This window comes from Pseudomonas sp. OG7, assembly GCF_014192825.1.
Classification (GTDB): Bacteria; Pseudomonadota; Gammaproteobacteria; order Pseudomonadales; family Pseudomonadaceae; genus Aquipseudomonas; species Aquipseudomonas monteilii.
Window position 1 is genome coordinate 417,471 of record NZ_JACHYK010000005.1, and the last position, 12,118, is coordinate 429,588.

General features: G+C 61.1%; 12 protein-coding genes. 3 read left to right on the forward strand and 9 right to left on the reverse strand.

The window, feature by feature from the left end:
* Positions 1-104: 104 nt before the first annotated feature.
* The 5 genes from FHW75_RS15235 to puuE all read right to left on the reverse strand — a co-directional run bounded on the left by FHW75_RS15235 (position 105) and on the right by puuE (position 4,978).
* A complete protein-coding gene (locus FHW75_RS15235) occupies positions 105-1,460 on the reverse strand; it encodes a nucleobase:cation symporter-2 family protein (protein ID WP_016711731.1) in 1,356 nt (451 codons plus the stop codon).
* Positions 1,461-1,618: 158 nt separating this feature from the next.
* Entirely contained in the window at positions 1,619-2,938 is a 1,320-nt protein-coding gene (locus FHW75_RS15240; RefSeq protein WP_019099538.1) for a urate hydroxylase PuuD, read from the reverse strand.
* A gap of 45 nt (positions 2,939-2,983) precedes the next feature.
* On the reverse strand, positions 2,984-3,487 hold the full coding sequence (locus FHW75_RS15245) for an ureidoglycolate lyase (protein WP_012315446.1): 504 nt from the start codon (positions 3,485-3,487) through the stop codon (positions 2,984-2,986).
* 49 nt (positions 3,488-3,536) lie between these two features.
* Complete coding sequence (gene uraD, locus FHW75_RS15250) at positions 3,537-4,052, reverse strand: 2-oxo-4-hydroxy-4-carboxy-5-ureidoimidazoline decarboxylase (protein WP_019099539.1); 516 nt, start codon at positions 4,050-4,052, stop codon at positions 3,537-3,539.
* A complete protein-coding gene (puuE, locus tag FHW75_RS15255) occupies positions 4,052-4,978 on the reverse strand; it encodes an allantoinase PuuE (protein WP_016711728.1) in 927 nt (308 codons plus the stop codon). Before puuE ends, uraD begins: the two co-directional genes overlap by 1 nt.
* A gap of 399 nt (positions 4,979-5,377) precedes the next feature.
* Between puuE and uraH the strand changes: the two genes are divergently transcribed.
* The gene (gene uraH / locus FHW75_RS15260) at positions 5,378-5,731 is read left to right on the forward strand and encodes a hydroxyisourate hydrolase (protein ID WP_016711727.1); all 354 of its coding nucleotides are present in this window, start codon (positions 5,378-5,380) and stop codon (positions 5,729-5,731) included.
* 60 nt (positions 5,732-5,791) lie between these two features.
* Here uraH and FHW75_RS15265 read toward each other — a convergent pair whose 3' ends face one another.
* Entirely contained in the window at positions 5,792-6,526 is a 735-nt protein-coding gene (locus tag FHW75_RS15265) for an RHS repeat-associated core domain-containing protein (protein WP_183674027.1), read from the reverse strand.
* Positions 6,527-6,683: 157 nt separating this feature from the next.
* Positions 6,684-8,033, reverse strand: a complete 1,350-nt coding sequence (locus FHW75_RS15270) for an NCS2 family permease (protein WP_003254327.1) — start codon at positions 8,031-8,033, stop codon at positions 6,684-6,686.
* 283 nt (positions 8,034-8,316) lie between these two features.
* Between FHW75_RS15270 and FHW75_RS15275 the strand changes: the two genes are divergently transcribed.
* Complete coding sequence (locus FHW75_RS15275; protein ID WP_183674029.1) at positions 8,317-9,072, forward strand: GntR family transcriptional regulator; 756 nt, start codon at positions 8,317-8,319, stop codon at positions 9,070-9,072.
* Positions 9,073-9,219: 147 nt separating this feature from the next.
* The gene (aqpZ, locus tag FHW75_RS15280) at positions 9,220-9,918 is read left to right on the forward strand and encodes an aquaporin Z (RefSeq protein WP_019099541.1); all 699 of its coding nucleotides are present in this window, start codon (positions 9,220-9,222) and stop codon (positions 9,916-9,918) included.
* On the opposite strand, the gene guaD is transcribed toward aqpZ, so the two are convergent.
* On the reverse strand, positions 9,915-11,219 hold the full coding sequence (gene guaD, locus FHW75_RS15285) for a guanine deaminase (RefSeq protein ID WP_025754773.1): 1,305 nt from the start codon (positions 11,217-11,219) through the stop codon (positions 9,915-9,917). The genes aqpZ and guaD overlap by 4 nt on opposite strands.
* A gap of 10 nt (positions 11,220-11,229) precedes the next feature.
* Positions 11,230-12,075, reverse strand: a complete 846-nt coding sequence (gene xdhC / locus FHW75_RS15290; protein ID WP_019099543.1) for a xanthine dehydrogenase accessory protein XdhC — start codon at positions 12,073-12,075, stop codon at positions 11,230-11,232.
* Positions 12,076-12,118: the final 43 nt, after the last annotated feature.

Sequence of the window (12,118 nt, forward strand, 5' to 3'; positions counted from 1 at the left end):
TTTTTTGGCGCGCAGGCGCCCCGGGCGGCCCATTCCGGCGGGCCGACGGTGTTGCGTTTACTGCTTATATGAATGCGGGGCGGCCATGCGCCGCCCCGTCTGGCTCAATGCTGGTGACAAGCGTCGTTGTGCACCGCGCGTTCGGCGCCACCGAGGATGTTGAACAGTACGTTCAACACCAGGGCACTGACCGTGGCCATGGCGATACCACTGTGGGTGATGGGTTCCATCCACTGTGGCATCTGGGCGAAGAACTCCGGACGCACCACGGGGATCAGCCCGAAGCCGACGCTCACCGCCACCAGCAGCTGGTTGCGGCGGTCGCCGATGTCCGCTTCCTGAAGAATCTTGATCCCGGTGGCGGTCACCATGCCGAACATGGCAATGGAGGCGCCGCCCAGCACCGCAGGCGGGATCGAGGCAATCAGGAAGGCCGCCTTCGGCAGCAGGCTGAGCACAATCAGCAGTGCACCGGCCACGATGGTGACAAAGCGGCAGCGCACCCCGGTCATTTGCACCAGGCCGATGTTCTGGGCGAACGATGAGTGGGTGAAGGTGTTGAAGAAGCCGGCGATGAACGATGCACCGGCATCGCACAGCAGGCCGCGCCGCAGCATCCCTGGGGTGACTTCGCGATCGGTCACCTTGCCCAGGGCCAGGAACATGCCCGTGGACTCGACGAAGATGATCACCACCACCAGGCACATGGACAGGATCGGCGCCAGGCTGAAGGTCGGCATGCCGAAGTGCAGTGGGGTGACCACCTGCAACCACGGTGCGTCTTTCAGGCCCGACAAGTCGACCATGCCGATGGAACCGGCCAGGATGTAGCCAAGGCCCATGCCCACCAGTACCGACACGTTGACCCAGAACCCACGCATGAAGCGGTTGATCAGCAGGATGACCGCCAGCACCAGGCCAGCTACCAGCAGGTAGATCGGCGAGCCGAAGGTTTCTGCTTCATGGCCGCCACCGGCCCAGTTGACCGCCACCGGGAACAGCGACAGGCCAATCGAGGTTATCACCGTACCGGTGACCAGCGGCGGGAAGAAGCGCACCACCTTGGACATGAACGGCGCGATCAGCATGCCGAAGAACCCGGCAGCGATGGTCGCGCCGAAGATCCCCTGCAGGCCCACGCCGGGCATGCCGGCCATGGCCACCATGCTGCCGACGGCAGCGAAGCTGGCCCCCATCATCACCGGCATGCGGATGCCCACCGGGCCGATACCGAACGACTGGATGATGGTGGCGACGCCAGCGACCAGCAGGTCGGCGTTGATCAGGAAAGCGACTTCTTCACGGGACAACCCGGCGGCCTGGCCGATGATCAGCGGCACGGCGATGGCGCCACCGTACATCAGCAGAACGTGTTGCAGGCCAACCAGGATCAGTTGGAACAGGGGCAAGGGCTCGCGCGGCGGCGCAATGGGGATGTACGCCTTGCGTGACTCGGACATGCAGCACCTCGAGTTTTGTTTTTATTCTCGGATCCAAGCGGCAGGCTCCAGGCGGCAAGCTTCACGTAGAAGCTTGTTGATCCGCGTTGGAGCCTGACGCTCGATGCTTGCTTGTTACCTACGACTTACAGCTTGAGGCTTGAAGCTTGCGGCTTCGATCAGTTGACCGGGGCACCTTTGGCGATCCAGTCACCGACGAGCTTGCGCTCTTCGGTGGTCATCTGGGTGATGTTGCCCAGCGGCATGATCTGGCTGGCGACCGCTTGCGCCTGGATGCGCGCGGCCTGTGCCTGGATCTGCTGCGGGGTGTCGAACATCACACCGGCAGGGGCGGCGCTGAACAGTGGGCTGGTCGGCTTGGACGAGTGGCACACGGTGCAGCGTTCCTGGATGACGTTGTGGATCTTGTCGAAGCTGTCGCCGCCAGCCTGGGCAGTCGCCTGGGCAGGTGCTTCAGCCGGTGCTTCGGCAGGCTTGGCCGCTTCCTCGGCACGCAGTTCGGCGGCGGTCTTGCCGCCTACGGCAGTAGCCGGCAATGGCTGGTACTCGACTTTCGCTGCGGCTTGCTCAGGCGAAACAGCCATCGGCTTAGGGCCGGTGACGTAAGCCAGGCAGATCATTGCCAGGGCGCCGACCGGCAGGGTCCAGGCGTACTTGTTGCTGTCGTGGCGGGTGTTGAAGTAGTGGCGGATCAGAACCGCGGCTACTGCAATGCCGGCCAGGATCAGCCAGTTGTACTGGCTACCGTAGGTGCTCGGGAAGTGGTTGCTGATCATGATGAACAGCACCGGCAGGGTGAAGTAGTTGTTGTGACGCGAACGCAGCAGGCCCTTGGCCGGCAATACCGGGTCGGGCGTCTGGTTGTTCTCGATCGCCGCCACCAGCTGGCGCTGGGCCGGCATGATGATGCGGAACACGTTACCCACCATGATGGTGCCGATGATCGCGCCGGTGTGCAGGTACGCACCACGGCCGCTGAACACCAGGCTGAAGCCCCAGCACGCGGCGATGATCAGCACGAACAGTACAGCACCGAGCAGCGCTGGCTTCTTGCCCAGGGGCGAGTCGCACAGGAAGTCGTAGATGAACCAGCCGGCGATCAGTGAGCCGATCCCGATGGCCACGCCTTCGGCACCGCTCAGGGTGCTGCCAGGGGCCAGCAGGTACAGGGTCGGGTTCCAGTAGAACACCACGCACAGCAGGGCGATACCGGACATCCAGGTGAAGTAGGCTTCCCATTTGAACCAGTGCAGGTTCTCGGGCATTTTCGGGGGTGCGAGCTTGTATTTCTCCAGGTGGTAGATACCACCGCCGTGAATCGCCCAGAGATCACCCGACAACCCATCGCGCGGGTTGCTTCGGTTCAGGTGGTTCTCCAGCCAGACGAAGTAGAACGATGCACCGATCCAGGCGACACCGGTGATCATGTGAACCCAGCGAATGCTCAGGTTCAGCCATTCGTGAAGGTGTGCTTCCACAGTATGTACCTCTGCCGATCACCGTGAACGATGACCGACCTTTTCTTATTGGTGGGGATTGAGGATCAGCATCTGTTCCTCGGTGAAGTAATGCTCATCGCAGTTGTTGCCAGAACCGCTGCGATCAACCACCAGGAAATCATCCCGCTTTTCGATCGTCAGCACCGGGTGGTGCCAGACGCCGCGATGGTAATTAACGCCCTGCCTGCCATTACTGCGGAAGGCCCGGACCAAGCCTGATACAGGTGCATCGCCAACGGGCGCGACCACGATCAGAAAGGGGTTGCCGAGCAGCGGGATGAAAGCCTGGCTGCCCAGCGGATGGCGTTCCAGCATGCGTACGGTCAGCGGCATGTCCAGCGCGTCGGCGCGGAAGATGCTGATGATCGCCTTGTCTTCAGGCTCGGCGGTTTCGACCGTGGCGAGCTTGTGAAAGCGCATGGTCGAGCCGTTGTTGATCATGAAGTGGTCGCTGCCGTCGGTTTCGATCACGTCACCGAAGGGGGCGAAGGCTTCTTTGGTCAGGGGCTCGATCATCAGGGTGCGCATGCGGGTCTCTCTTATCTATTCGTTGTACTGAAAAAGGTTCGGCTGTTGCTTACAGCTGCAGCAGGCGGAACAGGGCGATCAGGTTGATCTGCGCCAGGGCTTCCTTGAACTCGGCATCGGCATCGTTGTGGATGCGCTTCTCGAAGGCGGCGAGGATCTGGTGCCGGTTGCTGCCCTTCACCGCCATGATGAACGGGAACTGGAACTTGGCCTTGTAGGCGTCGTTCAGCTCTGTGAAGCGGGCGAACTCTTCAGCGGTGCACTGGTGAATGCCGGCGCCGGCCTGTTCGTTGGTGCTCGATTCGGTCAGTTCGCCCTGGATGGCGGCCTTGCCGGCCAGGTCCGGGTGAGCGTTGATCAGTGCCAACTGGTCGGCGTGGTTGGCGCTGAGCAGGATGTCGCTCATGCGTTGGTGCAGGGCTTCGATTTCGTCCAGCTCGCCCAGTTGGCCCAGGTCATAGGCCTTTTCGGCCACCCACGGCGAATGCTCGTAGATGTCGGCGAAGGCGCTGACGAAGGCGTCACGGCCCAGGGCGGATGGCTTGAGGGTGTTGAAGGCGGTCATCAGGCGTTCTCTTTCTTGTACGGGTGGGTGGTGTGCCAGTGGCGGGCGATGTCCACGCGACGGGCGAACCAGACCTGGTCATGGCTTTTGGCGTAATCGACGAAGCGCTTCAGGGCGGCCAGGCGCGCCGGGCGGCCGACCAGGCGGCAGTGCAGGCCGATGGACAGCATCTTCGGTGCTTCGGCGCCTTCGGCGTACAGCACATCGAAGGCGTCTTTCAGGTACTGGAAGAACTGCTCGCCGCAGTTGAAACCCTGTACCTGGGTGAAGCGCATGTCGTTGGTGTCCAGGGTGTAGGGGATCACCAGGTGCGGCTTGCCGGTAGGGGTGTTCGGCTCCCAGTAGGGCAGGTCGTCGTCGTAGGTGTCGCTGTCATACAGGAAGCCACCTTCTTCCATCACCAGGCGGCGGGTGTTCGGGCCGGTGCGGCCGGTGTACCAGCCCAGCGGGCGTTCGCCGGTGAGTTCGGTGAGGATGCGGATGGCTTCGAGCATGTGCTCGCGCTCCTGGGCCTCGTCCATGTTCTGGTAGTCGATCCAGCGGTAGCCGTGGCTGCAGATTTCGTGGCCAGCCTCGACCATGGCGCGGATCACGTCGGGGTGGCGCTGGGCGGCCATGGCCACTGCGAAGATGGTGAGCGGGACGCCGCTGTCCTTGAACAGCTTCAGCAGGCGCCACACGCCGGCACGGCTGCCGTATTCGTACAGCGATTCCATGCTCATGTTACGCGCGCCCTGCAGTGGCTGGGCGGCTACCATTTCGGACAGGAAGGCCTCGGACTCCTTGTCACCGTGCAGGATGTTGCGTTCGCCGCCTTCTTCGTAGTTGAGGACGAAAGACAGCGCGATGCGAGCGTTGCCCGGCCATTGCGGGTGAGGAGGGTTGTTGCCGTAACCGATCAGGTCGCGAGGGTAGTCAGCGCTCACTGCAGTCTTCCTTCTTGTGCGTTTGTGCGGGGGGTGGGCGGGCCGCGTCGGGATGTCGCACCACCGGATGGGCTGATTGTATACAACTTCTGAAATCTTTTGTAAGCCTGTTTTTCCGCATTTCTTCCCTTTTGTCGCTTCGCAGCGACCTGGAAATACAGTGCAAGAAACCTGCCTGATCGGTCAGCTAATGACATTGGGGTCGTTACAGTGCCTGTATTTGCGACCGATGGGTCGTTTATAGGCAGGAAACGCCGGGTACGACGGATGGGTACAAAAAATTGTGTACAATTTTGCGATGGAATGTCTTAATGGCGTCATTCCCGCCTACCGCAGGCCCTGTTTGGGTGCATAGGCTGAGTATTTCTTGCCCACAGATTGAACAAGAGGCGACACGCAATGGGACGTTTGACCACACACGTACTAGATGCCGCGCATGGCTGCCCGGGCAGCTCGATCAAGGTCGAGCTGTACCGTGTCGAAGGCCAGCAGCTGGAGCTGGTGAACACCGCCCTGACCAACAGCGATGGCCGCGTCGACGCGCCGTTGCTGCAAGGTGACGATTACCGCTCAGGCGTTTACCAACTTCAATTCAGCGCTGGCGATTACTACCGCGCCCGTGGTGTGCAACTGCCGGCCCAGGCGTTTCTGGATGTTGTTGTGCTGCGCTTTGGCATCGACGAGCAACAGGAGCACTACCACGTGCCGCTGCTGATCTCGCCATACAGCTATTCGACCTATCGTGGAAGCTAGTTGGTCGCTAGAAGAATCTTCGTAGGTCCTTTGGCCCGCTCTCACACTGGCGGGCTTTTTTTATTGGCGTACTTCGCTGACAGGATTCTTGAACATCGCTCCCGATTTGTAGGATATGTGATCCAGCGCGCCTGAAACCAATGTGGCGGCACCATTGAACAAGGCGCCGGTCGCAGCGCCCGGATCTCCGGTCTGCGCCAGTTGCATCCCCCAGCCGGCGGTGCTGTGAAGATGCAGTGTGGTGTTGCTGTTCTCTGACCAGGTTCCTTCTGCGTAGTAAGCGGCTTGTTTTGCTGAAAGCGCGCCATCACCGTGTGATCCCAGATTTTCGTTGACCCGGTTCACCGCGTTGTTGAAAGGTTTGTCAGCCTTGCTCGCGTTTCTCCAGAGGTTGTATCGGTGCTCCGGGAAATTCTCAGGCGGTATCGGCCCGCGAGTGAGTGCACGCTTGCTGGTAGTGAAAACTTCACCGATGAAGTCACGGTGTTTTCTGGCCCCGAATACAATCCCTCCTCCTGCTAGCAACTTGGTAGCGGTCTTGTACAGCAAAGCATTTCTGCCGCTCGGGTCTATCCGATTGATCGGGTCTGCTTCGCAGTAGACATAGCTGTTCAAACCACCTCGGTCAAAAGGGCTTAGGTTGTCTGAACGAAGAAACCTCATCAGCACCGGGCTGTACATGCGATGGCCGTTACCCAGCGGATAAAGGCCTGTGAGCGTGTCATGAAAATCGCCATTGAAGGCCAGTAGGCTTTCACGAGACGTGCCGTGGCCAAATGGGCTATAGGCTGGCATTCAACTCTCTCCAGCGGTTGCGCTAAATGTGACCGTAAATTTATATCAAGCCTCCGAATACCCCGCACCTGGCAAAAATAACAGTGCGGCGCGGTTCAATGTGCGGTACTGAATATGACTAAGGGCGCCGAGGCGCCCTTTGTTGAAGCGGTTGAAGTTAAAGGAACACAAACTTGGCAATGAAAATCGCGCACAGCACCCACAGGCTGGCGGAGATTTCCTTGTATTTCCCGGTGCCCGCCTTCAACGCGACGTAGCTGATGAAACCCAGCGCAATACCATCGGCGACCGAGAAGGTCAGCGGCATCATGATCACCGTGACGATAGCCGGAATGCTGTCGGTGGCCTCATCCCAATGAATGTGCGCCATGCTACCCATCATCAGCATCGCCACGTAGATCAGCGCACCGGCTGTGGCATAGGCAGGAATCATCCCGGCCAGTGGCGCGAAGAACATCGCGGCGATGAACAGCAGGCCTACCACCACTGCAGTCAGGCCAGTACGACCGCCCGCTGCCACACCCGCAGCACTTTCCACATAACTGGTGACCGGTGGCACACCCACCACTGCACCGAACACACTTGATGCACTGTCAGCCTTCAAAGCCTTCGAAAGGTTCTCGATCCGCCCGTCCGGCGCCACCAGGTTGGCGCGCTGCGCCACGCCCATCAGCGTGCCGGCGGTGTCGAACATGTGCACGAACAGAAACGCCAGCACCACGCTGATCATGCTGACGTTGAACACGCCAGCCACATCCATCGCCATCCAGGTCGGTGCCAGGCTTGGCGGCATCGACATCACCCCGCCAAACTTGACCAGCCCCAGGCCCCAGCCCGCCAGGGTCACGCCAATGATGCTGATCAGGATCGCGCCAAACACCCGCTTGTAGCTGAGGATGGCAATCAGCAGGAAGCACACGGCTGCCAGCAGTGGCCCTGGCTCATGCAGCGAGCCCAGCTTGATCAGGGTAGCGGGGCTGTCGACGATGATGCCTGCCGTCTTCAGGCCGATCAGCCCGAGAAACAATCCGACGCCGGCCCCCATGGCATGGCGCAGGCTGACCGGAATGCTGTTCAGCAACCATTCGCGCACTTTCGACAAGGTCAGGAACATGAACAGCACCCCCGAGACGAACACCGCCCCCAGCGCCGTTTCCCAGTTGTAGCCCATGGTGCCGACCACGGTGTAGGTAAAGAAGGCGTTAAGCCCCATGCCCGGGGCCAGGCCCACCGGCCAGTTGGCGTACAGGCCCATCAGCAGGCAGCCCAGCGCGGCGGCGATGCAGGTGGCGACGAAGGCGGCACCATGGTCGATGCCGGCGTCGGCCATGATGTTGGGGTTGACGAAGATGATGTAGGCCATGGTGATGAAGGTGGTCACCCCGGCGATCATTTCGGTTTTGACGGTGCTGCCGTGTTGCTTGAGTTTGAAAATCCGCTCCAGCCAGCTCGTTTCGAGCGGTGGGGCGAGATCCAGCGTAGGGGCTTCGGATTTGCGGCTTTCCACAGCGAGTACTCCTCAAGTCTTTCTTGTTGTTATGGAGCCATTTTCCTGAGCAATGCACTTGGAGGCTCCGCGAGGGAAGGCAGACGTCTGACCATTTTGTTGACTCATGGGTCAAGAAGTTGCTCGGTGGATTATGCTTTTGTGTACAAAGAATGCAAATAATGTTTTATGTTTTGTGCGCGCAATGCGTCGTACAACGGCTATATAGCTAAAACGCCACCTGCGGAATCGCCTCAGCCTGTGTACAATGGCGCCATACTTTCTCTTCGTGCCTCGAGAGCCCATGAACGAACAGCTGCAACCTCTGAAAAAACCTGCACGTGCCGGCAAGGCCGGCCGCAGCGGTACCCAGGACGACATCGTCTACGCGCACATTTTCGAGGCGATCCTCGAGCAGCGCCTGGCGCCGGGCACCAAGTTGAGCGAGGAAGCGCTGGGCGAAATCTTTGGCGTCAGCCGCACCATCATCCGCCGCGCCCTGTCGCGCCTGGCCCACGAAAGCGTGGTGCTGCTGCGGCCGAACCGCGGTGCGGTGGTGGCCAGCCCGACGGTGGAAGAAGCGCGCCAGGTGTTCTTCTCGCGGCGCATGGTGGAGCGGGCCATTACCGAACTGGCCGTGCAGCACGCCACCCTCGACCAGCTCAACGAGCTGCGGCAGATGGTGCGTGAAGAGCGCGACAGCTTCTCGCGTGGCGACCGGGGCGCTGGCATTCGTCTTTCCGGCGAGTTCCACCTCAAGCTGGCCGAGGCAGCGGGCAATGCACCGCTGGTAAGCTTCCAGCGCAGCCTGGTGTCGCAGACTTCGCTGATCATCGCCCAGTACGAAAGCGGCAACCGCTCGCATTGCTCGTATGACGAGCACATGCAGCTGATCGATGCCATCGAGGCGCGTGATGCCGAACAGGCCGTGAGCCTGATGATGCATCACATGGACCACATCGACAGCAAGCTGAACCTGGACGAGGAGAGTGCCTCGGACGATCTGCATGCAGTGTTCTCGCACCTGCTGAAAAAGCCAAAGGTTTCGGCCAAGGGTTGATCGTTTGCCTGATCGATTGAGGGGCGCGAAGCGGCCCCAGTCATTTCTGGCCATTGACCAAAGGTCTGCTAAATTCTTGTGAGCAAACCTTCATCAAGCAGTTGGGCTTGCGCATTCGTTGCGTTCAACTTCTTGAGGAATGGATTCATGAGCATGTCCCTCGGTAAACGGATGGGGGCCGAACTGGTCGGCACCTTCTGGCTGGTTCTCGGCGGCTGTGGCAGTGCGGTACTCGCAGCCAGTTCCCCTGTCGGTATCGGCGTTCTCGGTGTTGCTTTCGCCTTCGGCCTCACTGTGCTGACCATGGCCTTCGCCATCGGTCATATCTCCGGCTGTCACCTCAACCCTGCCGTCTCGTTCGGGCTGGTTGTGGGTGGGCGTTTCCCGGCCAAGGAGCTGCTGCCCTACGTCATCGCACAAGTGATCGGCGCCATCCTGGCTGCAGGTGTGATCTATCTCATTGCCAGCGGCAAAGCGGGTTTCGAGCTTGCCTCAGGGTTGGCTTCGAACGGCTACGCCGACCACTCCCCTGGTGGCTACACATTGGGGGCGGGCTTTATCAGTGAAGTGGTGATGACCGCGATGTTCCTGGTGGTGATCATGGGGGCGACCGACTCCCGGGCACCGGCAGGGTTCGCACCGATTGCCATCGGCCTGGCCCTGACGCTGATCCACCTGATCTCCATTCCGGTGACCAATACCTCAGTCAACCCCGCGCGCAGCACGGGGCCGGCCCTGTTTGTCGGTGGCTGGGCCCTGCAGCAGCTGTGGCTGTTCTGGGTAGCGCCGCTGATCGGGGCTGCAATCGGCGGCGCGCTGTACCGGGGCCTGGCGAAAGAACCTTAGCGCTGGTGCACGCAACGGCCTGCTGCGTAGGTTTCGCGCACAGTGCGGTCGTCGCCCAGGGTGGTGAGCACGAACAAGGTCTCTTCAATGCTGTTGGACTGTTGAATGCGGTAGTCCAGCAGCGGCGTTGCCTTGTAGTCCAGCACCACGAAGTCGGCATCGTTGCCCGGGCGCAGGCTGCCGATGCGGTCGTCCAGGCGCAGCGCACGGGCGCCGCCAAGGGTGGCCAGGTACAGTGACTTGTAAGGGTGCAGGCGCGCGCCTTGCAGCTGCATCACCTTGTACGCTTCGTTCAGGGTGTTGAGCAGCGAGAAGCTGGTGCCAGCGCCCACGTCGGTACCCAGGCCCACGTTGACCTTGAAGCGCTCAGCCTGGGGCAGGTTGAACAGACCGCTGCCCAGGAACAGGTTGGAGGTGGGGCAGAAGGCCACGGCCGAGCCGGTTTCTGCCAGGCGCTGGCATTCCTCATCGCACAGGTGCACGCCGTGGGCGAACACCGAGCGCTCGCCCAACAGCTCGAAGTGGTCGTAGACGTCCAGGTAACCCTTCTGCTCGGGGAACAGCGACTTCACCCAATCGATTTCCTTGAGGTTTTCCGAAAGGTGCGTGTGCATATACACGCCTGGGTGCTCCTTCAGCAGTTGCCCAGCCAGGGTCAATTGCTCCGGCGTACTGGTCGGGGCAAAGCGTGGGGTGACCGCATAGTGCAGGCGGCCCTTGCCGTGCCAACGCTCGATGAGTGCTTTGCTTTCGGTGTAGCCGGACTCTGCCGTGTCGGTCAGGTAGTCCGGGGCGTTGCGGTCCATCATCACCTTGCCGGCGATCAGTCGCAGGTCCAGGCGCTCGGCTTCTTCGAACAAGGCATTGACCGATTCCGGGTGCACGCTGCCGAACACCAGCGCGGTGGTGGTGCCGTTTCGCAGCAGTTCCTTGAGGAAAATCTTCGCCACCTGATCGGCGTGGTCCTTGTCGGCGAACTGCTTTTCGCAAGGGAAGGTGTAGGTGTTCAGCCAGTCCAGCAGCTGCTCGCCGTAAGAGCCGATCATGCCGGTTTGCGGGAAGTGGATATGGGTATCGATAAAGCCTGGGGTAATCAGTGCGTCCTGGTAGTGTTCAACCGGGATGCCGGCATCCAGGGTCGGCAGCAGCTCGCTGGCGTGGCCAAGGGCGCTGATGCGGCCATCGTCGACCACCAGCAGGCCGTCCTCGAAGTACTCATGGGAAGCCTCCAGGCCCACCTCGGCCGGGTCGGCGATGCTGTGCAGGATGGCGGCGCGATAGGCTTTGCGGGTAACGGTCATAACACACTCGTCAAATGGCTTGGCTGCGCCGGGAAGGCGGCAGCAACTGGGCAATGGGGCCGGCATTGGCGCCAGCGTCGTGCTGGCCGAAGCAGGCGTTGTAGGTGGCGATGATTTCACCGGCGATGGACACAGCGATCTCGATAGGCAGCTTGCCCTTTACCTCGGGCAGGCCCATCGGGCAGCGCATGCGCGCCAGCACGGCATCGTCGTAACCGCGCTCGCGCAGGCGATGCTCAAACTTGACCCGTTTGGTCTTCGAGCCGATCAGGCCGAACCAGGTGAAGTCATTACGCTTGAGAATGGCGGCGGTCAGTTCCAGGTCGAGCTGGTGGTTGTGGGTCATGACGATGCAGTAGCAACCTGGCGGCAGGTCTGCGACTTCGTCGACCGGTTCTTCACTGACGACCTTGGTCACCCCGTTGGGGATGAGTTCGGGGAATTCCTGTTCGCGCGAGTCGATCCAGCGCACCCGGCAGGGCAGCGCGGCGAGCAAGGGTACCAGAGCACGGCCGACATGGCCCGCGCCGAACACGGCGATGTGCGCTTGCACCGCAGCCATGGGCTCGAACAACAGCACGGTAGCGCCGCCGCAGCACTGGCCCAGGCTGGCCCCGAGGCTGAAGCGCTCCAGGTGTGGGGTGGTGCGCTGTTCTTCGAGCATTTGCCGGGCGATGTGCAGGGCCTTGTATTCCAGGTGGCCACCGCCGATGGTGTCGAACAGGCCATTGGCGCTGACGACCATTTTCGAGCCGGCGTTACGCGGGGTGGAGCCGCGTTCTTCGATGATGGTCACCAGTACGCAGGCTTCGCCACGGGACTGGTGGTCGGCGAGGGCGTTGATCCATTGGTGCATGATGCAACCTCTCTATGTTGCGCCGCAGGCTCTGTGGGAGCGG